At 47.6% G+C, this 25,008-nt stretch carries 29 protein-coding genes and 1 pseudogene; 24 read left to right on the top strand and 6 right to left on the bottom strand.

Going from position 1 to position 25,008, the window contains the following annotated elements; translation table 11 throughout:
* Positions 1-34: 34 nt before the first annotated feature.
* Positions 35-1,015, bottom strand: coding sequence for a LytTR family transcriptional regulator DNA-binding domain-containing protein (locus KNO95_RS14570; RefSeq protein WP_214704119.1), 981 nt, complete (start codon positions 1,013-1,015; stop codon positions 35-37).
* A 136-nt stretch (positions 1,016-1,151) separates the two neighbouring features.
* Here KNO95_RS14570 and KNO95_RS12955 point away from each other — a divergent pair, with 136 nt between their 5' ends.
* The 5 genes from KNO95_RS12955 to KNO95_RS12935 all read left to right on the top strand — a co-directional run bounded on the left by KNO95_RS12955 (position 1,152) and on the right by KNO95_RS12935 (position 3,861).
* On the top strand, positions 1,152-1,526 hold the full coding sequence (locus tag KNO95_RS12955) for a hypothetical protein (RefSeq protein WP_214704117.1): 375 nt from the start codon (positions 1,152-1,154) through the stop codon (positions 1,524-1,526).
* Between the two features lie 15 nt (positions 1,527-1,541).
* Positions 1,542-1,862 carry a nucleotide pyrophosphohydrolase gene (locus KNO95_RS12950; protein WP_214879219.1) on the top strand — a complete coding sequence of 107 codons (321 nt, stop codon included), beginning with the start codon at positions 1,542-1,544 and terminating at the stop codon, positions 1,860-1,862.
* The gene (locus tag KNO95_RS12945) at positions 1,859-2,056 is read left to right on the top strand and encodes a hypothetical protein (protein WP_214879218.1); all 198 of its coding nucleotides are present in this window, start codon (positions 1,859-1,861) and stop codon (positions 2,054-2,056) included. The genes KNO95_RS12950 and KNO95_RS12945 overlap by 4 nt, the downstream gene beginning before the upstream one ends.
* A gap of 9 nt (positions 2,057-2,065) precedes the next feature.
* Positions 2,066-2,482: a hypothetical protein gene (locus KNO95_RS12940; RefSeq protein WP_214879217.1), complete on the top strand. Its 417-nt coding sequence runs from the start codon at positions 2,066-2,068 to the stop codon at positions 2,480-2,482.
* 185 nt (positions 2,483-2,667) lie between these two features.
* Positions 2,668-3,861, top strand: coding sequence for an MFS transporter (locus tag KNO95_RS12935; RefSeq protein ID WP_214879215.1), 1,194 nt, complete (start codon positions 2,668-2,670; stop codon positions 3,859-3,861).
* Between the two features lie 19 nt (positions 3,862-3,880).
* Here the strand turns inward: KNO95_RS12935 and KNO95_RS12930 are convergent, their stop codons facing one another.
* Positions 3,881-4,462, bottom strand: a complete 582-nt coding sequence (locus KNO95_RS12930; RefSeq protein ID WP_214879213.1) for a cysteine hydrolase family protein — start codon at positions 4,460-4,462, stop codon at positions 3,881-3,883.
* Positions 4,463-4,607: 145 nt separating this feature from the next.
* Here KNO95_RS12930 and KNO95_RS12925 point away from each other — a divergent pair, with 145 nt between their 5' ends.
* Both KNO95_RS12925 and KNO95_RS12920 read left to right on the top strand, forming a co-directional pair.
* Positions 4,608-5,030: an Lrp/AsnC family transcriptional regulator gene (locus tag KNO95_RS12925; RefSeq protein WP_214879211.1), complete on the top strand. Its 423-nt coding sequence runs from the start codon at positions 4,608-4,610 to the stop codon at positions 5,028-5,030.
* A gap of 110 nt (positions 5,031-5,140) precedes the next feature.
* Positions 5,141-5,776, top strand: coding sequence for a DUF3841 domain-containing protein (locus KNO95_RS12920; protein ID WP_214879209.1), 636 nt, complete (start codon positions 5,141-5,143; stop codon positions 5,774-5,776).
* 25 nt (positions 5,777-5,801) lie between these two features.
* On the opposite strand, the gene KNO95_RS12915 is transcribed toward KNO95_RS12920, so the two are convergent.
* Complete coding sequence (locus KNO95_RS12915; RefSeq protein WP_214879207.1) at positions 5,802-6,026, bottom strand: hypothetical protein; 225 nt, start codon at positions 6,024-6,026, stop codon at positions 5,802-5,804.
* 129 nt (positions 6,027-6,155) lie between these two features.
* Here KNO95_RS12915 and KNO95_RS12910 point away from each other — a divergent pair, with 129 nt between their 5' ends.
* Positions 6,156-6,692: a DUF3841 domain-containing protein gene (locus KNO95_RS12910; protein WP_026824422.1), complete on the top strand. Its 537-nt coding sequence runs from the start codon at positions 6,156-6,158 to the stop codon at positions 6,690-6,692.
* Positions 6,689-7,432 carry a nucleotidyltransferase domain-containing protein gene (locus tag KNO95_RS12905; protein ID WP_214879205.1) on the top strand — a complete coding sequence of 248 codons (744 nt, stop codon included), beginning with the start codon at positions 6,689-6,691 and terminating at the stop codon, positions 7,430-7,432. The genes KNO95_RS12910 and KNO95_RS12905 overlap by 4 nt, the downstream gene beginning before the upstream one ends.
* Here KNO95_RS12905 and KNO95_RS12900 read toward each other — a convergent pair.
* A complete protein-coding gene (locus KNO95_RS12900; RefSeq protein WP_214879203.1) occupies positions 7,429-7,713 on the bottom strand; it encodes a hypothetical protein in 285 nt (94 codons plus the stop codon). The genes KNO95_RS12905 and KNO95_RS12900 overlap by 4 nt on opposite strands.
* 82 nt (positions 7,714-7,795) lie before the next feature.
* On the opposite strand from KNO95_RS12900, the gene KNO95_RS12895 reads away from it, so the two are divergent.
* From KNO95_RS12895 to KNO95_RS12855, 10 genes and pseudogenes are all read left to right on the top strand, one after another.
* Positions 7,796-8,836 (top strand): flavin monoamine oxidase family protein, encoded by a 1,041-nt coding sequence (locus tag KNO95_RS12895; protein ID WP_214879201.1) that lies wholly within the window; start codon positions 7,796-7,798, stop codon positions 8,834-8,836.
* 49 nt (positions 8,837-8,885) lie between these two features.
* Positions 8,886-9,152, top strand: a pseudogene (locus tag KNO95_RS12890) (heme-binding protein); the annotation flags it as partial.
* Positions 9,153-9,219: 67 nt separating this feature from the next.
* Positions 9,220-9,330, top strand: coding sequence for a heme-degrading domain-containing protein (locus KNO95_RS14565; protein ID WP_161634142.1), 111 nt, complete (start codon positions 9,220-9,222; stop codon positions 9,328-9,330).
* Between the two features lie 193 nt (positions 9,331-9,523).
* Positions 9,524-11,677 (top strand): glycoside hydrolase family 3 N-terminal domain-containing protein, encoded by a 2,154-nt coding sequence (locus KNO95_RS12885; protein WP_251125198.1) that lies wholly within the window; start codon positions 9,524-9,526, stop codon positions 11,675-11,677.
* Positions 11,674-14,892 carry a GH36-type glycosyl hydrolase domain-containing protein gene (locus KNO95_RS14560; RefSeq protein ID WP_214879197.1) on the top strand — a complete coding sequence of 1,073 codons (3,219 nt, stop codon included), beginning with the start codon at positions 11,674-11,676 and terminating at the stop codon, positions 14,890-14,892. Before KNO95_RS12885 ends, KNO95_RS14560 begins: the two co-directional genes overlap by 4 nt.
* Positions 14,893-14,927: 35 nt before the next feature.
* Positions 14,928-16,460: an alpha-glucosidase gene (locus KNO95_RS12875; RefSeq protein WP_214879195.1), complete on the top strand. Its 1,533-nt coding sequence runs from the start codon at positions 14,928-14,930 to the stop codon at positions 16,458-16,460.
* A 17-nt stretch (positions 16,461-16,477) separates the two neighbouring features.
* Positions 16,478-17,452 (top strand): LacI family DNA-binding transcriptional regulator, encoded by a 975-nt coding sequence (locus KNO95_RS12870; protein WP_214704099.1) that lies wholly within the window; start codon positions 16,478-16,480, stop codon positions 17,450-17,452.
* Between the two features lie 146 nt (positions 17,453-17,598).
* Complete coding sequence (locus tag KNO95_RS12865; RefSeq protein WP_214701259.1) at positions 17,599-18,840, top strand: sugar ABC transporter substrate-binding protein; 1,242 nt, start codon at positions 17,599-17,601, stop codon at positions 18,838-18,840.
* Between the two features lie 43 nt (positions 18,841-18,883).
* Entirely contained in the window at positions 18,884-19,771 is an 888-nt protein-coding gene (locus KNO95_RS12860; protein ID WP_026824413.1) for a carbohydrate ABC transporter permease, read from the top strand.
* A 12-nt stretch (positions 19,772-19,783) separates the two neighbouring features.
* On the top strand, positions 19,784-20,677 hold the full coding sequence (locus KNO95_RS12855) for a carbohydrate ABC transporter permease (RefSeq protein ID WP_152538858.1): 894 nt from the start codon (positions 19,784-19,786) through the stop codon (positions 20,675-20,677).
* Positions 20,678-20,727: 50 nt separating this feature from the next.
* On the opposite strand, the gene KNO95_RS12850 is transcribed toward KNO95_RS12855, so the two are convergent.
* A complete protein-coding gene (locus KNO95_RS12850) occupies positions 20,728-21,159 on the bottom strand; it encodes a MarR family winged helix-turn-helix transcriptional regulator (RefSeq protein ID WP_214879193.1) in 432 nt (143 codons plus the stop codon).
* Between the two features lie 19 nt (positions 21,160-21,178).
* A complete protein-coding gene (locus tag KNO95_RS12845) occupies positions 21,179-22,384 on the bottom strand; it encodes an MFS transporter (RefSeq protein ID WP_214879191.1) in 1,206 nt (401 codons plus the stop codon).
* Between the two features lie 163 nt (positions 22,385-22,547).
* Here KNO95_RS12845 and KNO95_RS12840 point away from each other — a divergent pair, with 163 nt between their 5' ends.
* The 5 genes from KNO95_RS12840 to KNO95_RS12820 are packed head-to-tail and all read left to right on the top strand — an operon-like array spanning position 22,548 to position 24,921.
* The gene (locus KNO95_RS12840; RefSeq protein WP_214879189.1) at positions 22,548-22,997 is read left to right on the top strand and encodes a hypothetical protein; all 450 of its coding nucleotides are present in this window, start codon (positions 22,548-22,550) and stop codon (positions 22,995-22,997) included.
* Between the two features lie 13 nt (positions 22,998-23,010).
* A complete protein-coding gene (locus tag KNO95_RS12835) occupies positions 23,011-23,469 on the top strand; it encodes a hypothetical protein (RefSeq protein ID WP_214879186.1) in 459 nt (152 codons plus the stop codon).
* Positions 23,470-23,478: 9 nt separating this feature from the next.
* Entirely contained in the window at positions 23,479-23,982 is a 504-nt protein-coding gene (locus KNO95_RS12830) for a hypothetical protein (protein ID WP_214879185.1), read from the top strand.
* Entirely contained in the window at positions 23,979-24,464 is a 486-nt protein-coding gene (locus KNO95_RS12825) for a hypothetical protein (RefSeq protein WP_214879182.1), read from the top strand. Before KNO95_RS12830 ends, KNO95_RS12825 begins: the two co-directional genes overlap by 4 nt.
* Complete coding sequence (locus tag KNO95_RS12820) at positions 24,439-24,921, top strand: hypothetical protein (RefSeq protein ID WP_214704087.1); 483 nt, start codon at positions 24,439-24,441, stop codon at positions 24,919-24,921. The genes KNO95_RS12825 and KNO95_RS12820 overlap by 26 nt, the downstream gene beginning before the upstream one ends.
* Positions 24,922-25,008: the final 87 nt, after the last annotated feature.

The following is a 25,008-nucleotide window of genomic DNA, read 5'->3' as shown; positions in this document are numbered from 1 at the left end:
ATGTGAACGAAGCGATAGGAACTATGAATGGAGACTATTTGAGCCCCATCATCGTCTTCAATTCCGCCATTTTTGTCTTAGATAACGGAATCATTGTCTTCTCTGAATCATCCAAGACGAGACTGAAGCTATTTTTCGTATAAGTGATGACTTCGCGGACACGTTGTAAGTTCACGAGATATGACCGATGGCAACGGAAGAAACCGTACGGGGTCAAACGCGTCTCGAGCTCGTTCATCGTGAAGACACTCGGGAACTGATCCGATTGACTATGTAAAATCGACTGTCCGTCCTGACTTTCGATGAAGTCGATTTCAGGAGGATCGAGTAAGATGATTTTTTCGTTCACTTTCGTTGGAATCTTCTCGAAACGGACGTGGATGACCTCAGATGAGATGTCTGTCTCATCCGCTTCTTCTGGTTCCACATCTAACAGACGCAAGTGACGATGGTCGATCCGATAAACGGTCGATGTCATGAAGAGCGCACTCTCCATGTTGCTCGTCAACACAAGGACGGCTTTTTGTCTCGACGTCAATGTCTGTAACGTATCGCGTAAAAGGTGGCGTGTTTCTTGGTCCACGTCTTGATCCGGTTCTTCAAACACATACAGGTCACGGTCCTGGAGAAGCAGCGCGGCGTACTGTGTGCGTCTGACAAGGGAACGATTGAGACGGTGGAGGCGTTGCTTGCGGTAAGTTGTGAGTTGGAGCTGTTGAATCACCGAGTCGACCGAGTCAGTTGAATCATAAAGACGCTTGGTGAAGCGTAAATACTCCTCGATGGTGAGTCGATCGTATAAACCGTCCCGGATGGAGAAGAGAGACAGCGTTGAAGCGTGGTTGATGTTCCCGGTAAATGTCATGATTTCCTGACTGATGAGACCGAAGATGATTTCTCGGGAAATGACGCCACAGTGGATAGCCGCCAACTCACCTGGTTGGATTGTAAATGAAATGTTTTCGAGAATGAGTGTGTCTTGTTGGCGCACCGAGACGTTATGGAAAGTAAGCACCGAATCCCTCCCTTTTTAGATGGAGTATAACATTTTACAGAGAAGGGCTTAAGAGGAAGATGATTACACATGGAAGTTACATCTTTTGGTAAAATAGGATGCGTAACGAATTAGTGAAGGGGAGGGACTCTAATCAATGGATAAGCAATTCGAAGAGATGCAGACACGCATGTTCGAGTTAGAATCTCAAGTTGAAATGCTTCAATCCCTTCTACTTCGAGTGATTGAGCAAGATTCAACACTACATAATCAGTTAAAAACTGAATTAGAGTACGTCTTATTAAAACATGACCTACCAGTCGGAAAGAGACATGATGTTTCATTTTTTCTGATTCGACTCGAGAAGGCGTATAAGTTTGAAAACAAAATACCGACGTTCGCTTCATTTCATGAAGAATTGAAACAAGTGCTTGAATTAGAGGAGTTATCAGAAGAGGTTTCCGTTCGATTGATTCAAGAGTATGTAAGACGTGGAGTTTTTACTGTGGGTAACATGATTAAATATAAATAGTGAGGACGTGCATGTATGAATGAAGTACAACGATTAATGGATGAGGTCATTAGATTCAGAAATGAGCGTGATTGGGCGTTTCATCATAACCCGAAGGACTTGGCACTTTCCCTGTCCCTCGAGGCGAGTGAGTTACTTGAAGTATTCCAGTGGATCTCGAGTGAAGAAGCGCTTGAGACGAAAAAGACGGAGATGGAAGAGGAGTTGGCAGACGTGTTGATCTATGCGCTGACGTTCGCACATGCTGCTGGCATCGATGTGTCAAAGGCGATTGAAGACAAGCTCGTGAAAAACGCAGTGAAGTATCCGGTTTTGAATACAGAGGATTCACGGTGAAATCCAATCATCGATTACTATTTTTCATGTATCTTGGAGCAGGTATATTGAGTTTGGCTCTCTTTCTTGCGATCCCCTTGTTCCACATAGAACGTTCGAACTGGATGAACGTCATGTTTCCGCTGTTGACGATCATCTGGTTTGCGAATGCGTTTGTACACTGGAAACAGATGAAACGAAAAGTCATGTCGTGAGGTGAGTGGATGAGTGAAACGAAACAACGCTTCAATCATATGTACGCATCTGCTAAACGCTCGACCCGTCTTGCGATTCACGTAGGACTCTTGATTACTTTGAGCGGTGCCTTATTTTACTGGAATGATCATCAATGGTTAGCCGAAATCACTTGGTTCATCATCTTATTTCCGGTCACGGCGTGTATCAAGATTGCGTTTCGTACGAATGTTCTTTTGACATTTAACAAAAGTGTGCGATATCGCCGACTCGTCTGGTATGAGTGTGCCTTAGGTCTTGGAATGATTGGAACGTTTGTACTATTGAGTACGATGACTTTGTATAGAGAAGAATACACTTCGGGATTGCTGTTGGCTTGTAGTCTAGTTTTATTTGGAATCGTTGCATCCTCGAATCTTGACCGCAAATTGAAGCAAGTCGATTAGAGTCATGTGACCCATCGATTATACAGTCGGGGGAAAGTTGGTCATGTTGATTGAAAGCACTCGAAACATATTGGAAAAGGAGAAGACCATGTACCATTACTTGAACGACATATAACTTTGCATACGTGGACCGCCCTCTGATTTGTCTGTCATGACATCGACAAATCAAATGAGGAGCGGATAAGATGAATCGAAATATATTGGTTTTGTTAGTAGTGCGTGTCATTGCAAACTTTTCGGACAGTTTTTATTTCTTGGCCTCGGTCTGGTATGTCAAAGAGACAACGGATGCCTCATTTTGGATAGGTGTCACTACGTTTGCGGCGATGATACCAGTGGCATTCCAAGTGCTCTATGGACCACTCATTGATCGCTATTCAAAAAAGAAGTTGTTGCTTGTGGCCATGGCAATCCAAGCGATGGTCTTGATCGTTCTGGCGAGTTTATATGCGTTTGGTGAGTTAAGCGTTGGGATTGTCATCGCCGGATTGTTCATCGCGACGCTGGCGAGCGAGCTGAGTTATCCGACAGAATATGCACTTGTTCCGTCACTCGTGCGAGAATCGGACTTACAGAAAGTGAACGCATGGTTCACGTTCACGCATCATAGTCTCGATTTGTTGTGTAATGCGATTGCGGGATTTTTGCTGGCGCTTATTGGTGTCGGTCTCATGTATATGAGTAATGCAGTTCTATACCTCTTTTTATTTGCGGTCATTGTCTTCTTCCTTCGAATCAATGAAACGGTGACTCGTACATCAGAGGATGTGACGTATCTGACTGATTTGAAAGTCGGGTTTCGATATGTTTGGAAACTCGGTTCGTTCCGAACGTTGATTGCTGTGTTCACGTGTCTCAACTTCATGGTTTCGATTTCACTTGGTGTACTCCCGATTCTCGCTACGACTGAGAACATGTATGGCTTATGGCTTGCCGCGATTTCGGTCGGGACGTTACTCGGGAGCGGTTTGTCCACTCGCTACGGCGATCGCTCATTACGTTGGACTTTCGTTTTTGCGACAGGAATCGCTGGGCTTGCTTGGTGTGTATCGGCAATTTGGTTGAATCGAAACGTTGGCGTGACGTTGATCAGTTTTGGGATAGCTTGGATTGCAATCGGTATGATGGGCATTCAGTTTCAGACACTTCTTCAACGTCAAATTCAATCTGAATACCTAGGACGGACGTTGACGGTCGTTTATGCGCTTCAAGGAATGTTGGCCCCATTCGGTTATTTGTTTGGAGGAATGTTTGCGGACTGGATCAATCCCAATCTCCTGTATCTGATTGGAGCGTTGACGTTACTCGTTTCAAGTATATATTTTAAGAAAAGTTCTTTTCTCACATCTCATGCTGCCCTTCGAGATCAAGCAGGATGACAGCAAAGAAGTACAGCCTTCATGAGAAGGGCTGTACTTCTTTTTGTTGAATGAACTGGAGTGTTGCTTCCGTCGTTTGAATCGATGCAAATTCTTCATTCAAACTAGCGAGCGACACATCATGGATGACCGCTGCGGGGATCCATGTCCCGCTGATCGATTGACGGTCGAATGTTGCCGTCGCATCGGAGACGACGATTGGATTGAATCCTAAGTTTCTCGCCATCCGTGCGGTCGTCTCGACACAATGGTTCGTGATCAATCCGGTGATGACCATCTGTGTCGCACCAAGTGCTTCAAGTCGTTCCTGTAAGTCCGTTCCGATGAAGGCGCTATTCACCTGTTTCGTCAGGATGACATCTTGTTCACGAGGTTGGATGAAGTCTTGGAACAAATGACCGTCTTTTTTGAAATAGAAGAGTGAGGTTGGAACGTTCGTGACATGTTGGACGTAGATGATTGGTTGATTTTGAGCTTCCCATGCTTCAATCAACCGCGCGATATTCTCTTCACATTGTGGATTGTTGCGGTTTCCCCAGCTTGGATCATGAAAGGCTTGTTGGACATCGATGATGAGTAATGGAACGACTGTTGTTTGCATGTTGATTCCCCCTTGAATTGGTTACTTCAAGTGTATGCAACGGAGGAATACAGATACATAGAGGTTTGACGGAAGTTTCAGCGAATGACTTAAGAAAGAACGGATAATGTACCGTTTCACTTTATTTTTGAAAGGTGAATGCCAAATGGATGAAATAGACCGCCATATTCTTGAATTGATGCAACAACAAGCCCGGATTTCGATGACCGAATTAGGACGACAAATTGGATTGTCTACGCCCGCTACGACCGAACGGGTAAAGCGACTTGAAGACCGTAAAGTCATTACAGGATACCGGGCCATCGTAAATCCCGAAAAGATGGACAAGCATATGACTGCCTTTATTCTTTATGACACACATCGGTGTGAGGCGTTCCGTGAATTTTGTCGTCAACAGCCGACTGTCATCGAGTGTCATCGCTTAGCCGGCCAGTATAGTTACCTCGTCAAAGTGGTAACGGAGAATGTACGCACGCTAGAGACGTTCATCGACGAATCGATGGAATACGGCCGTCCCTCATCGCTCATCAACCTTTCTTCGCCTGTGTCATTCCGACCTATCGTATAATATGACCTGGTTATTTTTTTGCCGTAGTGTTTCTGCGTAAATTTTATAAACTAGCAGAAGAAGAAGAAGAAGAAGAAGAAGAAGAAGAATGGTGAAAGGGTTGAAAAGTTATGGGTATCTACTATACACATCAACGAGAAGGGGCTTGGCAACAAGCTTTGAAGAAAGGGTATCTTGAAGCAAACGGCGAACACGCACTATTCATGGAAGAAGGGGTTGAAGATTTTAAAGCACCCTATGATTGGATGGTCGAACAGTATGAGAAACGAATTGGAATCTCATTGAACGGAAACTATCCGATTTGGTGTTGGGACGAGTTCCCCGACTTGGGACGAGATGGACATATTGGCAAAGGGAATCAAGGTGTGGTGTTGACCGTTGAACTACCAGACGAAGAGGTGTTGGCTTCCGAGTTTACGTATTGGCATCATGTGCTAAGTAACTTTCCATTATATGAGACGTTAGAAGAGTATGATCGAGAAGACGAACCGGATGAACTGTTCGTGCGACAATCGTGGGAACGTATATTTGACAAAGTATGGTGCGAAGCGTCCGTCGCGGACCAACCAAATGTTGAATTGGTGTATCAACACGTCGTTCACCGAATTGATTTGACCCAAGTTCGTGCTGTCATGCCATTCGTCGGTCGGGGAGACAGTTTATTGGACCGAGTAAGAGGGATGGTGTGGCGTATCGGATATAAGCTCGGCCTCATTCGTTCAAAGTCGTTTGAATGGAAAGTGTGATCAGGCGAAACGCAGCTAACATGAGTCAGCTGCGTTTTGTATTTGGATCTAATTGTTGTTCGATTCGATCAAGACGGTCAATTAATACCTGAAATTGTTCATTGTTTTGACGTTCCAATTCAAGTTTCTCTTCTGCGCGCTTTTCAAATCGATTGACTACTTTGACAAGCCATACAATTCCGAACACGATAGCGATAATCGGTAAGAAAAATGCAAGGCTTGCAAATAATGAACTAATGATGATATTCACGAGCGCTTCCTCCTTTTACGTATACATCTCATTATACTTCCAAATCCATCCAAAGCGAAAGAGTGGCACTGGCATTGTACCCTTTATTCTCGGTACACTGAATAGAGAGAGTTGAAAGGAGTCGATGGAATGGCAATCTATTATACATATCAGCACGCAGATGCATGGGAAGCCGCTAAGCGAAATGGCTTTTTATTTGGCAACCCGAACTACGGCATGCTTAAAGATCAGGATGATGCCAATCATCGACCTGCCTATGACTGGCTGGCTGACCAATATGAGCAGCGCATGAAACGATTACTAAATGGGAATGATCTTGTTTGGCTTAGTGATACCCCACCCAACGTCGCGCGTGGTGGTTTTTTAAAGGTTGGGGAGCCGGGTGTCGTCTTGACCGTCGAGCTACCCGATGAGGCCGTGTTAGAACTGGAAGCAGGATATTGGGTGTTCGCCTTAAATCGATGGTTCCTTTCTTTTGAAGACCGTGAGGCAGAGAACGAGGAAGAACTGCGTACATCGTGGGAGAAGATGTTCGACCGTGAATGGTGCGAAGCAATCGTTGAGGAATATCCCGAAACGAATACGAAATATTACTATATTGTCGACCAGATTCATCTTCACCAGGTGCTCGGTGTCCAATCGTTCGTCGAACAAGGTGTGTCATGAACAAGCCGACTCGACTTGGAACGGACGATGCTGGTTACGTCATCAACCAGACGTCCATCCGTCATATACAGCCTGAGTTTGAAACCGTCCTCTATAAAGCAATCGAACTGGTGAAAGAAGCATTCGGTGAACAGCTACATAGCATATACCTTTACGGAAGTATCGGGCGCGGGACGGCCGTTGCTGGGCAATCCGATCTCGATTTGACGGTGCTCGTGCATGAGGACATCGATGCCACAGAATTGGTGGAGCAGACGGAGCAATTACTAACGGAACATCCGGAAGTCATCAAAATCGACTACGATATTGGGCGCCTAGATGTGGCGCTTGATCCGACGAACCGATTTGAATGGGGATTCTGGCTAAGACATCTCTGTACGTGTGTTTACGGGGAAGACGTCTCGACTCGATTCCCGCACATGAAGCCGGATGCTCGTGTGAGTGAGTCGTTGAACCAGGACTTGGTTTCCTCGATTGAAGCAGCCAAGTCGAAATTGCTTCGTGGACAGATGTCTCATCTAGAGAAGCGGTCCATTGTGAAGCGCGTCATCCGAGGGTGGTATTTAACAATCAACGTAAAGGATGAGAGTTTTGCGACCACTGTAGAAGCGTGCTTGGCGATTCTAAAACTCTATTTCCCGGAAGATCAGCGAGTAGAGGAAGGGGAAACACTGTTGAGACAAGATGACATGACAAATCAACAGCTTCTAGACTATTTGAATGAAATAGATTGGACTTAACGATGCCGTTCTGCAATTGGGATGTACCCGTTCGGTCGTCTTCGCTTCACATCTGTGTCAAAGAAAAAATGAGGGACATATAGAGCGCTTGATACGTACATAATGATGACAAATTCGACTGCGGTCGGCCATTGAATGAGGTCGAATAAAAATAGAGACCATATGGGATATGAAACGAGACACATCGCCACAGTCATCCGACCCTTAGTTTGAATAAAACGGTACAAAATGCGCATCAATACGATATAAGGGAAGAATAGATAATAGAACATATTTTTCAATTGATGTCGTCCTTTCTTGCATATGTAAAGCCATCTAACTCAGTATAATCGAGGAGAGACGTACGACAAAGGAGAAGTTACAATGAAATCAATCGCCATCATCGGAGCTGGTGTCAGTGGGCTTTATGCCGCGAGCCAGCTTCATCAAAACGGATATGACGTCACAATCTTTGAGGCACGTGACCGAGTTGGTGGACGTATCTTCACGAAGGACGGCTACGACCTCGGTCCGACGTGGTATTGGCCGGATACGGAGAAGACGATCTCTGAACTCGTGGATACACTCGGACTCAAGTCATTCGTTCAACACACGACAGGACAAATGGTACTCGAACGTCAAACGACGACCGCACCGGAACGACATGTGTTACCGGAAGAAAGCATCGTCTTATCCAAGCGTTTAGTCGGTGGGATGACGAGTCTGGCGGAAGCTCTGCATGCGAAGTTGCCCGATGACATCGTTCGACTTGGACACCGCCTGACCTCGATCGAGCGACAGTCAGACCGAGTCCAACTGACGTTTCAAAATGGTTCGGTGCACCACACGGACGACGTGATCCTCGCGATTCCACCTCGTCTCGTTGCAGATGTAGCGATTGAACCGGCACTGTCAGCGCAAACGCGAAAAGCGATCAAAACGACACCGACTTGGATGGCATCCCAGGCGAAGGCACTCATTGTATACGAGACACCGTTCTGGCGAGAAGAGGGCTTGTCTGGCTTTGGGATGAGTTGGGTCGGTCTGCTTCAAGAGATTCATGACGCTTCACCGGTTGACGGTCAAGGTGCGCTGTTCGGATTCTTCCGTCTGTCACCGGGAGAACGAGAAGCGCTGGGGGGAGGACAAGTGAAGACGCGTGTCATCGAGCAACTGGAGAAGTTATATGGTCCGAAAGCGAATGATTTTCTGGCTTTTCATTATATGGATTGGTCGACAGAATCAGAGACAGCGACATCTGATGACCTCATGCCGCTCACGGCATTCCCGGCTTACCGTCCAATCGAGCTCGGGGACCGTCTCCATTTGATCGGTTCGGAGACGGATGCGCAGTTTGGGGGACATATTGAAGGGGCGTTACGGTCAGCGGAGCGGGTTGTAAAGCAATTCAACATAGAAGATTAATCGAGCCTGTCACCCTGTGTGACGGGTTTGTTTCGTATAAGGAAAGATCATGATGAATACAACACAACTTCAAGCACAAGAGGAACAATTAACACTTTTGACGTTCGGTCACGAAGAGGCACTTCAACTCGGTCAAACGATCATCGACTTGGAGAAAGAGGACGGGGTGAACGTCGCTGTTCATATCGAAAAGAACCGTATCCCGGTCTTCACGTATTTGATGGAAGGAACGCCAGAAGAGAATTACATGTGGTTGTTTCGGAAGAAACGGGTGACGGACCACTATCAACTTAGCTCGCACTTCATCGCAAAGCGTTTTGAAGAGTCGGGTCTCTCACACGATACAGATTCACTGTTACCAGCGAGGAACGCTTCCGATCCGCGTGAACGGTGTCGGGATGATTGGTACGGTGTCAGTCGCAGGCTTAGCACTGGAGATTGATCATAAGTATGCGGTTAGAGGCATGGAACGTTATCGACAGTGTCAAAATTAAATGAAGAAAAAACGACTTAAAATCAAGAACAATTTGATTTTAAGTCGTTTCTTCTTGTTGGATGGAAAATATAAGTACATTTTTATAGAAACGTTTCGATAAACCATTGCATCTCTTTTTGTAAGCGCTTATAATTTTGGTATACACAGGTGAAACGTTTCGATTAACAAATAAAAGTTAAAGGCGGGATGGAATGAGAGCGACACAATTAGTGCAGGAGATGACAGTAGCTGAAAAGGTGGGACAGCTTGTTCAGACACTGCCATCCATTTTTTCGGATGATGAGCAAGATGTGATCACCGGACCAATTGCGGAGTTGTTGAAAGAAGACGGCATCACCGACGAGAATAGGTGGAACATCGGATCGGTCATCGGGATCAGCAACGCTAAACAAGCGCAAAAGTTGCAGGAAAGTTACTTGCGACATAATCGACTCGGCATCCCGCTCTTGTTCATGGCGGACATCATTCACGGACACCGGACGATTTTCCCGGTCCCGCTCGCGATGGCCTGTTCGTGGGATCTCAACGAAATTGAACAAATGGCACGCACTTCTTCCGTTGAAGCGACCGTTTCCGGTCTACACGTCACGTTCTCTCCTATGGCTGACTTGTCACGCGACCCACGATGGGGGCGTGTCATGGAATCGAGCGGAGAAGACGTGTGGTTGAACGGTGAGATGGCGGCGGCATTCGTCCGTGGTTATCAGTCGGACGATTTGACGAGAGACGATACGCTGGCTGCCTGCGTCAAGCACTTCGCGGCGTATGGCGCGCCGGAAGGAGGACGCGACTACAATACGGTCGATGTATCTGACCGCGAGCTGCGTGAGTTCCATTTGCCGGCCTATAAACGAGCCCTTGAAGAGGGGGCGAAGATGGTAATGACGAGTTTCAATGTCGTCCATGGTGTTCCGGCCACGGCTAGTGAATATCTAATGCGGGATATCCTCCGCAGTGACTGGGGCTTTGAAGGTGTATTGATCTCGGACTGGACTGCAATCAAAGAACTCATCCATCATGGCGTCGCCGAGACGCTGAAGGATGCGGGTGAACTCGCACTCCGAGCTGGCGTTGATATTGATATGATGTCGGGCGCATACACGAATCATCTGGAAGCGGTGCTTGCAGATGGGGTCGATGAGGCTTTACTGGATGAGGCGGTCTTGCGGATCTTGAAGCTAAAAGAAGAATTAGGTTTATTCGACAACCCTTACCGAGGGATTGATCAAGCGAAAGAGACAACGCTCCACCTTTCAGATGGGCATCGAGACCAGGCGCGTCGTCTGGCAGAAAAGAGTGCGGTCCTTTTGAAAAATGATGGTGTCCTTCCGTTACAAAAGCAACGCATCGCGCTCATCGGACCGTTCGCCGACTCAAACGACGTGCTTGGTCCGTGGGACGGATATGGGAAAAGAGAAGAAGCCGTGACGTTGCGGCAGGCATTTGACCGGGCTGAAATTCCTTATGTGTTTGCGGAAGGATCGACCGTCGAAAAAGAAATTGATTGGACGGAGGCTTGCCGCATCGCAGAACAGTCGGATGTCGTCATCCTGGCGCTTGGCGAAGCCTCGTGGATGAGCGGTGAAGCCGGCAGCCGTACGGACATTCGTCTTCCGAAGACACAGCGCGAAGGGCTTAAGCGTCTAAAGTCACTCGGGAAACCAGTCGTGACGATTTTGTTCAATGGCCGTCCGCTCGATTTGCGCGACGTCGTTGAACATTCGGATGCGGTGCTTGAGGCCTGGTATCCGGGAACTGAAGCTGGTTCGGCGCTTGTGAACTTATTGTACGGGCAAGTCAGTCCGTCGGGGAAACTGACGATGTCGTTTCCTTATAACATCGGACAAGTACCGATCCGCTACGACGCGTTGCGGACAGGGCGTCCGTCAGACATCGAACACGCTGACCCACGCTACACGAGCAAATATCTCGACGCACCGAACGAGCCGCTTTTCCCTTTCGGATATGGTATGACATACACAACGTTTAGCTACAACGATTTCATCGTCAAAGACAAAACAGGCGGCATCGTCGAGGCGACTGTCGTCATTCGAAATGATGGGGCGACGACGGCAGAAGAAATTATCCAATGGTATATCCAAGACAACATAGCCAAAGTCTCACGGCCGGTCAAACAATTGAAAGGGTACGAGAAAGTGACCCTCAAAGCCGGCGAATCCGTGACGGTAACGTTCACCGTTGAAGGAGATATGCTCCGCTATCTTCAGCCGAACGGTTCGTTTGACGCTGATCAGGGAACGTTTACGCTTTTTGTGGGCCCGAACAGCCGTGACGTATTGGCAAAATCTTTTGAACTAAAAACAAAAACGAGGTGTACGACGTGAATGTATTAACCGAACAGACAACACTAACATGCGGAGACGTGAGCCTTTCGCTCACTCCGATGGGAGACATCCGCCAATTTAAAACCGGACCGATCATGGTCAATCAGTTAATCCATCATCCATTTGACGGCTCGATGGCAAACCTTTATGTCCGACATGAGGGAGGAGTTGCCCGACCGTTGCTGGGATTGCATTCACCTAGTGATTTTGCGGCCTCTGGTCAAAAAATCGTTTGGTCAGGACACTATCCGGAGTTCGCATATGAAGTACGAGGGACAATCAGTGACCACGGCGTTCGCTTTGACGCTACATTCGAAGGGACAGGTCAATTCGACGTCACGTACGTCCAAGATCTCGGGCTTGCTGATGAAGGTGGTGTTCGCACGAATGAGGCTTACATGGCCCAGTATATCGACTATATGAAGACGGATACGGCGCTGATGGCGCGCCAAAATCAAAAGCAGTCGACCGGGTTCCCGGCGATTCGAATGACGTCGTCCCGAACTATCGCAGAATATGCGACGGATGGTTTTGATGTATATGGTACATCGTATAAATTGACCGGGCGGGCCGCAGGACTAGACAATGCGTTGCCTTCCCGTGTCTATCAATATGAGTTCGCTTTACCGACACTTCGTACAGAGACGTTAGACATGGGGACGGAACGAGAAATCACATTCGAATTATCATTCGTTCAAGATCATCCTGAAAAGCTGACAGAGAATTCAATCAAGCATTTCACAACAATCGAAGCGGGCACGCCTGTCGATCAAACAGTACGTCCGCGCCCGCGGCTTCACCAATCGTTCCAACCAATCAGCGGTGGCGGGCTCGCGATGAGCGAAATCGAGCGCCTCTACCCGGTGCGACGACTCGAAGAGATAGAGGGTGGACAGCTCATGTCCTTCTTCACCGAAGAGGGTTCGCACGTCGTCTTAGCGGCGAAAGAGCATCTCGTTGAGCGAAGTCACGGGAACATCTTATTGAACGCTGGGAGTCTGATGCCGGACGAGTCGAAGCTCGCGACGACCGTATTCATGAACGGTGTCTTTAACTCGCATATCGTTTACGGCAACACAAACTTCAACAAATGGACGACCAACGTCCGTAATCCACTCAATGTCCCGAAAACGTCAGGGCAACGCATCTATGTCGAGATGAACGGGGCATACCGTTTGCTGACGATGCCGAGTCTGTTCGAGATGCGTCTGAACGAGGCCGTATGGCGCTACGAGTTAGACGGGGAGACGATTATCGTCCGTACAGTTATCGCCTCAGATGCTCCTGTTATCAAGACGACCGTCGAATCGTCGCAATCGCGACGGATCGTCATGAGCCACCAGGTCGCGATGAACACGCAAGAGTACGTCGTTCCGTTCCGTATGGAGCAGATGGACAACCGGCTCCTATTCAAAGCGGACAATACGGCAGACAGCGCCGGAACACGACCTGATTTGGCGTACGCAATCGAAAGCAATCAGCCGTTTGAGCTCCTCAAAACGTCAGATTGGTTCGACCGACTGTTTGAGGACGATCTCGTCTGGATGTCTTTTGAGCCGAGTGAGCGTGTGACGATGCACCTTGGACTGGCCACTCACGTCCCGTTCGGACTTGATGAAAATCAGGAGCGACACGCTTACCGGAGGTGGATGGATAGCTATATGAACGGACTCACGATTGAAGGTGAGACACCTGACATCGAAGCGTTGAATATTCAAGCGTTTTGGTACGTTCAAAACATGCGGGTGCACTATCAATCACCGCACGGTCTAGAGCAGTATGGTGGAGCCGCTTGGGGGACGCGGGACATTTCACAAGGGCCGATGGAGTTCTTGCTTGCGACCGGTCATTTTGAAGAGGCGCGAAAACTCTTGCTCGTGATTTTCAGTCATCAATTTAAGGACGGAGATTGGCCACAATGGTTCATGTTCGATGAATATGAGGGTATCCAACAAGAGGATAGTCATGGCGATGTCATCGTTTGGCCGCTCAAGGCATTGTCGGATTACTTAGCCCGAACTGAGGACGTGACGTGTCTAGACGAAATAATTCCATTCCGCTATCGTGATGGAAAGACAGAAGCGGAAGCTTCACTGTATTCGCACGTGGAACGAGCACTTGGATTCATTGAAGATCACTTTGTCGAAGGTTCTGTCTTTTCGGCTTACGGTGGAGGAGACTGGGACGACACGCTCCAACCAGCCGATGAGGATTTGAAACGTCACCTCATCAGTTCATGGACGGTCACATTGACGTACCAAACGTTCCGTCAGTTGCACGAACAGTTGCCGGCGTCACATTTGGCAGATCGTTTAGGTGAGTTGAGCCAAGCAATTCGGAAGCAGTTCACAGACGAGATGATTCGAGACGGGGTTATCGCAGGATTCTTAAAAGAAGTTGATGGACGCTTTGAGGCGATGCTTCATCCGTCCGACGAAACGCTGCCAATGCGCTACCGCTTGTTGCCAATGACGCGCAGTGTCATCGCTGAACTTGTCGACCAAGACCAGATGACACGTAACTTTGATTTGATCGCCACGCATTTGACGTTCCCGGACGGAGTCCGTCTCATGAACCGACCTGCCGAGTACCAAGGCGGAGTCAGTCGTCACTTTATGCGGGCCGAACAGGCCGCGAACTTTGGTCGTGAGATTGGGTTGCAGTACGTTCATGCTCATATTCGCTACATCGAGGCGCTCGCGAAGGCGGGGCTTCGAGAGAAAATTCGCCCGGCCTTCAATATGATTAACCCGGTCCGGATGGATGAAGTGAAAAATGCCGCACCGAGACAACGAAATGCCTACTTCAGTAGTTCGGATGGAGATTTCGCTGACCGCTATACGGCGGAGGCGCAGTTCAACCGTTTGAAAGATGGAGCGGTACCCGTGAAAGCAGGATGGCGCATTTATTCGAGTGGACCGGGAATCTGGTTCAACCAGCTCGTCTCGAATTACCTGGGGATTCGTCTCGGGACAAATCATGTCGAATTCGATCCGATTGTCGATGCGGACACATATGTGAAAATCCGCCTGTTCGGTGCGGAGACGATGGTCCAGTTCCGTACGGGTGAGCCGAGTATAACGCTGAATGGTCAGAAGTTGAACGGTCACACTCTAACGAATCCATACCGCGAAGCAGGACAGCGTGTCGAAAAAGATGAATTTTTGCGCTACGCCAAGGAAAAGAATGAGTTAGTGATTACGGTGAAGGGGTGACGAATTCGTCACCCTTTTCTTAATAGGAGGACCATATGAACGCAAAAAAAGTGAGCACAGTCTATCAAGTATATCCAAAGAGTTTTCAAGACAGCGACGGTGACGGGGTCGGTGATTTACAAGGAGTGATCAGTCGCCTCGACTATTTAAGCTGGCTCGGGGTAGAGATGATTTGGTTGAATCCGGTTTACGTCTCACCCGGTTACGATAACGGCTATGACGTCGCAGACTATACACGAATCGATTCTCTGTTCGGGTCGATGGATGATATGAACGAGTTGATTCGTGAAGCACGTGGCAGAGGAATCGGCATCATGATGGACATCGTCGCCAATCACACGTCGCATCAGCATGAGTGGTTCCTTCAATCCGAACGTGACCCGGAAGGAGAATTTAGTGATTTCTACATTTGGCGTGATACGCCGAATGAATGGAGATCGTTCTTCGGGGGTGGGACGTGGACGTACTCACCGATTCGGGGTCAGTACTATTTCCACGCATTCGCTCCGGAACAACCAGATTTGAATTGGGGGAATGAGCAAGTACGCAAGGAAATGTCAGCAGTCTTAGCATTTTGGGTCGAGCGCGGGGTGACTGGTTTTCGGTTTGATGTCATTGATTTAATTGGTAAAGACGTCAATCGAAAGCAATGGCTTGTCTTTCCGTTGATGCGCCGTTACTTGAAAGATTTAGTCGCGCAAGTTGACACCTCTTCCTTGTTGCTTGTTGGGGAAGCGGGCGGGTTGAATCCGAACGAAATTCTAACTTTGCAACGGGACGGTTCGCTCGACGTCGTCTTCAATTTTGAAGTGTGTGCTCTCGATGAGCAGGCGGGGCAAGGCAAATGGGAGCTTGCTCCGTTCGAGCCGTCGAGACTGAAAACCACTCTCGATACGTGGCAACGAGCGTTTGCGGTGGAAGGACGCAATAGCCTGTTCTGGAACAATCATGATCAACCGCGTGTCATTTCACGGTGGTATGATGGTGACGAGCGGGCTGCGAAGATGCTCGCAGTCCTCCTGTACGGGTTGAAAGGAATCCCGTTTTTGTATCAAGGAGAAGAGATCGGGATGACGAACGGTACGATTGCGACAGAGGAGTACCAAGATATCGAGACGCTAAATTATTTGCGGACGGGTGGAACGCTTGATGCTGTTCGCATGAAAGGACGTGACCATGCCCGAATTCCGATGGCATGGAACGAAGGAACGAACTCGTTCAGCACGGGAATACCGTGGCTTCGATCAGCTCACGACGAAGCAGGCAGGGACGTCGCGACGATGCGTTCAGATGAAACGAGTCTGCTTCATCTGTACCGAGAATTGATTGCGTTACGCCGGACAAATAGACTGCTTCGAGACGGAGCTTATGAACTCGTCCCGACGGAGGAGCGGCTATATGTGTATCGCCGCATAATCGATGGAGAGCCCCCACTCCTTGTCGTCGCAAATTTGTCTCAAGATACGCTACCGCTACCCAGTGGTTGCGGGGAACGTTTAGTTTCGACAGAGAAGGTTGAGGCGCCAATGCTACGGCCGTATGAAGCGTTCATATGTTATAATTTTTGACAGAAGGAAGTGAGGAAATGGCAGGAATTAAAGACATCGCAAAAGAGGCTGGCGTTTCGATATCGACCGTCTCATATGCGCTGAACGGCAGTCCGAAAGTGACAGAAAAGACGAGGCAACGCATCATTAAAATCGCTGAAGAGTTGAACTACGTGCCGAACGCTGCGGCGAGGACGCTAAAAACGAGAAAGACGCATATTATTGGAGCCTTTTTAGGCGATTATTCCGGATCGTTCTATGGAGAGTTATTAAAAGGCATCAACCAAGAGCTGTCTGATACTGGCTATGAGTTGATTGTTTGCAACGGTCCCGAATCACATCGTCTGATGACCGAACGCATGGTGGATGGGGCGCTCATCTTAGGGCATCGCTTCACCCAAGAACAGATTTTAGAGTTCGCAGACCGAGGCCACCCGCTGACGATGCTCGACCGTGAGATTGAGCATCCGAACATCAGTTGTGTGCTGCTCGATAATCAGATTGGGATGAATCAAGAGATGGACGCCATCCTAGAGACCAATCCTGGACAAATCCAACTTGTGAACGGACCGGTCGGCAATCATGACGCTGTCGAACGACGGAAAGTTGTCGTTGATCGCGCGAACGCGGCTAGGGTAACCGTCCGGGAATGGACCGGTGAATTCACGAAACGGTCAGGCATTCGTGCAGCGAGTGACTTACTTGAAGTTCTCGAAGAAGGGGATGCTATTATCTGTTTAAATGATGACATGGCGCTCGGGGTTTATGACGTCTTGCAAAACTCTTCTTTCAGAATCGGGGAAGACATTTCGCTCGTTGGCTTTGATAAACTCGAGATTACCAACTATACGCAGCCCCGAATCGCGAGCGTCAGTTATTCGAAGCCTGACTGGGGCAAAAAGGCGGCTCGCGCATTACTCCATCTGATTGAAGAGAAAGAAAATTCGAAAGAGACAATCCCTTCAAAGTTCATGAAAGACGCCTCGATTCGAAAAAAAAATAATAAAAGATAAAATACGTATTGTAAGCGGATACATTGTGAACTATAATGTTTATAGAAACGTTTAACCTGTTGATTTGCAGTAAAACCTTTGTATAAACATTATTTTTTTACACGATAATCGAAACGTTTCGATTATCGAGAAACGGAGGAATTCAGATGAAGAAATTAGGGTTAGCAGCGGTAGCGGGCACGGTAATCATTTCAGGTCTATTGGCGGGATGTTCTTCTGGATCGAGCGGCGATGACGCAAATACTATCACGGTCTGGGCAATGGGTGAAGAAGGAAAAGCTTTACCGAAACTAGCAGAACAGTATGAAAAAGAAAACGAAGGCGTCAACGTCAAAGTACAAGCAATCCCTTGGGATACAGCGCACGATAAACTGTTGACTGCGGTCGCTTCGAAAAATGGTCCAGATGTCGTCCAAATGGGAACATCTTGGATGCCTGAATTCGTAGAGGCGGGAGCACTCGCGAATATGAAAGATTTCGTAAAAGATTACCCGGAACTTGATCCATCAAACTTTTATGAAGGATCGGTTGAAACGGTTCAATTCGAGGACGGTCTTTACGGGGCACCTTGGTATGTCGATACACGTGTTCTTTATTATCGGAAAGACGCACTTGAAAAAGTAGGTTACCCGGAAGCGCCAAAAACGTGGGATGAATTAGAAGACGCTTCGAAAAAACTTGCAGCTCGTGACGGGGAAGACATGTACGGGATTACGTTGGACACGAACGACCAAATGCTATCGTTTATGTTCGCTCGTCAAAACGGTTCAGAGCTGTTAACAGAAAATCAAGAGCCGCTCTTTGATCAACCAGAATTCATCGAAAGCGCAGAATATTTAACAAACTACTTCACAGAAGGATATGCACCAATCGATTTAGGGCTTGATGTTGTGCAGGCGTTCGGGGCAGAAGAACCGAACGTGCCGATGTTCATCAGTGGGCCATGGATGATTAACATTATCAATGATCAAATGCCTGACATTGAAGAGAAGTGGGGTACAGCCGTTCTTCCAGCGAAAGAAAATAATATCTCGTTCCTTGGTGGATCGAACTTAAGTATTTTTGAAAGCAGTGAAAAGAAAGACGAAGCCGCAAAGTTTATCGCATATATGAGTAAACCAGAAACACAGACTGAGTGGATGGAGATGACGAAGTCACTTCCATCAACAAAAGCGACATGGGCAGAGAACGAGACGCTCAAAAACGATGAGAAACTCAGAACATTCGGTGAGCAGATGGAAGCGGCAGAGCCGATGCCGATGATGATAACGTGGGAAAAAGTAGCACAAACATATTTGCAGAGCTTTGAGAAAATGTATCGCGGTGCGGCTACTGTAGAGGATGAAGTTAAGGTGTTCCAAGAAAAAGCGAAGTCGATTTTAAAATAAACAGAGGGGTACCCCCCCTCTCGTTTAATTAAAGGAGAACCTTATGAAACAATTTCTTAATGATCGAGCGCCGTATGTGCTCGTCGCGCCGACGGTTCTTTTGTTACTCATGTTCTCAATCATGCCTTTATTTATTGCTTTTTTCATGAGTTTTACAGACATGGATTTGGCGGGAATTGCGAACTGGGCAAACATTGAATGGATCGGACTCACCAATTACATTGAAATTTTCAAAGATGAAGTGTTCATCCAAGCGTTATTGAACACGATTGTTTATGTCGTTATTGGAGTACCGATTGTGATAGGTCTTTCGCTCGCGATTGCGATGGCAATCAATTTCGGGACTGGTAAAGTTTTCGAATGGTTCCGTGTCGTCTTTTATATGCCGTCAATCACGAACGTCGTAGCAGTCGCAGTTGTCTGGGGCTTCTTGTTTAATCCACAGTATGGTCTCTTCAATTTTCTATTAAATACAGTCGGTCTTCCAGACGTCCCATGGCTACAAGATCCGTTTATCGCTAAGTTATCGTTGATCATGCTTGCCGTATGGCGTGCGGTCGGAATCAATATGATTATTTTCTTGGCAGCACTGCAAGGGATTCCACGCACGTACTATGAAGCGGCAGCGTTAGATGGGGCAAGTACGTTCCAGCAAATGTTCAAGATTACAATTCCGTTGCTCCGATACGCGATTTTCTTCGTAACGGTGACAACTTTAATCGGATGGATTCAGTTCTTCGAAGAACCGCTCATCATGACCGAGGGCGGTCCGCTCAATTCGACGACGTCGCTCGCGTTGTTTATCTACAACAACGGCTTCCAGCTCAGTAACTTCGGTTATGCGGCTGCCGGGTCGGTCGTGCTGTTCATTCTGATCATTACGGTGACACTCATTCAGTTCCGTCTTCAAAAGAACGAAAACAACTATTAAGGAGGGGCATTCATGATTCCAAATGAAAAACCGGTAGCCGTGAATGTGAAACGGGAGAAATTCTCGCCACTTCCCGACTTAAACCATAAACGAAAAGCCAAACTCTCGCAGTTGCTCGTCGCGCTTGTTTTGACCGTCCTCGGTATCGCTTTCATGTTGCCGTTCTTCTGGATGGTAATATCGTCCTTTAAAACGGATGCGGAAATCTTGTCGCTACCGTTGACAATCTTACCTGAGAACGTGACGTTCGAGCATTACATCGATTTATTCGTGAATTTAAACTTTTTAACGTATTTGAAGAATACGTTGTTAATCGTGCTCGCATCATTTTTCGGTCTATTGCTCACGGCAATGGCTGGTTATGCGTTTGCGAAGCATAAGTTTAAGGGGAGTAACATCTTGTTCATCGGTGTCTTGGCGACAATGATGATTCCAGGTCAGGTTACGATGATTCCCGTTTATTTGATGCTCAATCAAATGGGTCTGACGAACACCATGATGGGGATTGTCCTCCCCGGTCTCGTTGGTGCGTTCGGGGTATTCTTGTTCCGTCAGTTCATGACGACGATTCCTGAGGAAATGTTAGAAGCGGCCCGATTGGATGGAGCGAGTGAGTTTCGAATTTTCTTCTCAATCATATTGCCGATGTCAAAACCGATTTTGGCGGTACAAGGAATTTTAACTTTCATCGGTGCTTGGAACAGTTTCTTGTGGCCACTTATTATCGCTAATGATGAAGCTCTTTACACATTGTCGGTTGGATTAGCGCTTCTACAGGGGCAGCATGGTGGAAACTACGCTTTACAGATGGCTGGGGCCACATTCATGGTTGTGCCGATTATCATTATCTTTATGATTTTCCAAAAACATATCATCGAAGGATACAATATATCTGGAATGAAATAAAATAATGGTGAACTAAAAGAAAGGGATTTCCGATTTGGAAATCCCTTTCTTTATTTGAATTTCTGAATCATCAACGCGAGCGAGCGATTGATCATCTTCATCTCATCATCCTCGAGGACGGAAAACATCTCTTCGGCGAGGCGTTCTTCAATCATGTCAATTTGTTTCGAGTACGCCAGGCCGTTCGGACCAAGCCGGATGAAGCTTTCTCGAAGGTTCTCAGGATTCTTTTCCCGCGCGACGAAGTCGCGTTGCTCGAGCACTTTGAGCACCTGACTGACGGCACTTTTGGAAATGGACATCTTCGTAGCAATCTCTGTCGTCGTCCATGTCTCTTGGCGTTTAAAGAGAAGCAGCATCTGTTCTTGTTGATAGCTCAATTCGAACTGATTCAGCTCCGTGAAATATTTCGTGAACAGCAAGTCGAGCTCATCGATTTGGCGATACATCGTGAGGACTTGTTGCTTTCGTGTTTCATTCAACGTGTCATTCATCCTTTCTTTACGGTGTCCGTCGGAACGTTTCGCTCCGGAGGTATAAGAGGACACCACACACTAATCCGATTATACCAAACGCCAGCAAGAGCGTTTGAATCGGTACAGCCAAGGCAACGAGTACCGATAAAATGGCGAACGCAATCGGTTCAAGGCCTGAGGCGGCGAGTGACATGATGCTCATGACACGACCGATTTTGTCAGAGTCGCTTTGTTCCTGCATGATGGTGACGGTCGGCAAGTAGACGAGCATGATCATAAATCCGCTCATAGAGGCCGCGACGGCGAGAAGCGGGATCGATTGAACTTGCGTGTAGAGGAAGAACGCGCCGAGTGTCAGAAACAGTGCGCGGAAGACGAAACGTCCACGATGAACGGACCGCAGGAATAGAATCAGAAAGCTTGCGACGAACGTCCCGACGGCGAGACCGCCTTCGATGATACTCAAATCAAATGCCGTCCCTCTGACCGCACCAACGAGAATCGGGATACTCATGATGAGCGGTCCCATGACGAACAAGTTAACGATAGCGATGGCGAACGTCCCACTACGTAACACAGGTGTTTGAGATACGTAACGAATGCCCTCTTTCAAATCAACGAGTACATCTTTCGCTGAGAGTGGAGCGACCTCGGGAATGTTGTCTTGAATCAGCCGTGGCATGATCAAAATCGCGGAGAGGAAAATCAATGCAGCCGACGTGCCGAAACTGAGACCAAAACTTCCCCACGTCAGTAGGATCCCTGCAAGGAACGGACCGATGACGAACATCAGCTCGAGTGACCCTTGGAAAAGGGAGTTCGCCCGTTGCAACTGTTGACCTGATACGATTGAAGGCATAAGTGATGACAGTGCCGGGTATGACATACCGTCTAAAAGACCAAACAATACGGAGATAATCAAGAGGGCTGTCACCGAATACGCGTCAGCGAAATGGAGCGAAACGACAATTAACATCAACACGCCTTGTCCGATATTCGTTAAGCATAACAAGCGACTCTTTTGGAATCGGTCGGCGAACACACCGCCAAATACCATCATGACGACACGCGGCAACGAGACCGCCGTCAAGATAATCCCGAGAAGTGCCGGTTGCTTCAACACATCGATCGTCAACCATGAGACGCTCAAGAAGAAAATCGAAAACCCGAGCGTGAGCGTCATCCCGGATAACCAAGTGAACACGAACCGAGAATTCTTCAATAAACTCATTTTTTATAACCTCTTACTTTCATTCTTCAACATATAGTTAAGTTAACTAAACTATAAGGCGAGAAGTTCGTATCGTCAAGAAACATGACTTTGGTACGAAAATGTAAAATAACGGAACTTTTCTCATGTTCATCCCGTATAGTGGAATAAGAGGTGAATCAAAATGAACAAGCAAGAACGACTACATACAATCAAACAATCAAATCGAAAGCGACTCTTGCAACGCCTACTCTTAGCGCTTCCGGCAGGTCTCGCGGTCTACTTCTTAATGCGGACGGACGGGAACATCTGGATCGGATTCGCTATCATCGGCGGGGTGTTGCTTGCGACACGTTACTTCTTTTCGAATGAAGCAGACGCGATCAGTCAATTGTCGGACCAGGAACAGGTGAAACGTGTTGTGACACTGCAGTATCACCTGGAATTCCTCTTCATCGCGTTGCTCGGACTCGTCAATCCGCTAGCCATTCGAATCATGGAATGGTCTTGGATTCCTGCGGTTCTCATCGGTGGGGCATTGCTTTATATCTTATGGGCTCAAGAGAAGCTCGATCAACAAATCCGCTGGCTCGACCCGGAACAACCGACACGTCGCGAGATTCGACGATTCTGAAAGGATGAATGAGATGAACAAACAAGAACGAATCAATACGATTTATCGTTATCAACAGCGTTGGCTCTTTTGGAGAATGGGACTGGCAGCTCTGACTGGGATGTTTGTCTTTCTTGCACTTCAGTCTGACGGTGCGTCAAAGTATATTATTCCATTAGGGGTCACATTAGTGGGCATGCTGTTCGCAATCGGACGAGAGCGTCGCTTCGTCAGAAAGTTGACGAATGTGGAACAAGCCAAGCGCATCATCGATTGGCAATATGTATCGGAAATGGGACTCCTCGTCTTGTTGGCGATTCTCTTCCCATTAATCGTCCTAATCAATTGGCCGGCATGGTCGCTTTTCGTTGTCTTCTTAGGCGGGGTCATCTTATTGCAAGTCGCACAGAAAATGCTCGACCGACAGATGCCGCAGTATGACGAAGAACAGCCGATGCGTCGTGAAATCAAACTCGACTTTGTAAAAGACTGAGGTGATGCCGTGGACAAAGCAGAGCGATTTGAAAGAATTGAACAGTTTGAGAAACGATATACTCGTCTCAACATCATCGTGAGCGTAGTCATGCTAGGAGTATCCATCTATTTTCTTTCGACATGGAGTCCGTATAGTATTCTTTTACCTGGTGTCGCACTTCTCTATACGACATGGCTTGAATGGCACAAGATGAAACTGCAGCAATCCTTCAACGAATCCACAAGCTATCATCGTCTATTACGAATCGATTTTGCTGTCATGTTGAGCAGTTTGATCTGGTTTGTGATTTTGATTGGGTTGTATTTCAATGGAGTCAATATCTTACCGTGGCTAAGTTGGACGCTCCTTATTGGCGGTCCGTGTCTCATATTGATTCCGCTTTGGATTGACCGAAAACAGTCCGCGCTTGATGAACACCATGTCACATCGGGCGAATGGACCCGGGCAAACCGGGAACGTTTGAAACATACGTTAGATGATATTTCAAGGAAAGGTCGTAAGCAGTCATGACAAAGAAAGAACGGATTCAAGTAATCGGAGGATATCGGCAGTCACGACAAACCCTCCACCTTTGGCTCACGGGAGCCTTTATTTTTTGTAACAGTTTTGTGCTCGGTTTTGACACGTGGTGGATATGGGGAATCGGTTCGGTCCTCACGGCACTCCTACTCATAGGACTGACAATCAAGGAAGGACGTGTCTTACAGATTTTCACGGCGGGTCGAGGCATCCTACTGACAAAACGCTTATATCGCCTCTATTCTTACTGGATTGGAGCGGTCACAGCAGCAGTTCTCTTCAGTCGTCTGCAAATTGCACCCGTCGCATGGATCATTTTCGGTCTAAGCATCGTCATGTTAGCATGGACGCACTATCAGACCGTCCAACAATTGCGACAAGCCGACCCGGAGCAACCGACACGAGATGAGGTGACGAAGCACTACCGCTCGTATGAAAGGAGTTCATATGCTGACGAAAGAAAAGCGAATTGAGCAGTTGCTGGAGCAGGATGACAGTCATTGGCGTTGGGGGTGGGGCGTCGCCATCGCAACCGTCGTGATGACGCTCGTGATTGCCACGCAGTCTAAACTCTATCCTCCGCTCCTCATCTTCATCAGTTTTTTCCCATATCTCTGTTTCGAGTGGCGGAAGACAAAGCTTCTCCTCACCTTTAACGAGGATGCGCGTTATCAACGTCTAGTGTATACAGACTTTGGGATCCAGTGGCTCTGCTTCGTGTTAACCATCTGCTTGTTGGCTGCCTATTATGCCGACTCGTTGTCGCCCGTCGTCGCGATTGCTGGGTTGTTTGGGATCGGTGTGATGTCGATTCTGGCACCGTATGTCATCAATCGACACTTGCATACGCTCGATGCGCATCATGTACGTGGGAAAGAATTGCGCGAAGCGCGCGATCGACGCTTCCATGAATCCAAAACGAACACCTGAGAAGGGTTCGTTTTTTGTTTGAGGACATCGGTCCTTTTCTTCTTCGGCACGGAGGCGTAAGCTGACAATGTATACAGAACTAGAAGA

Source organism: Exiguobacterium sp. ERU653 (genome assembly GCF_018617775.1).
In the GTDB taxonomy this organism is placed as follows: domain Bacteria; phylum Bacillota; class Bacilli; order Exiguobacteriales; family Exiguobacteriaceae; genus Exiguobacterium; species Exiguobacterium marinum.
This window is presented reverse-complemented; position numbering and strand designations above follow the sequence as displayed.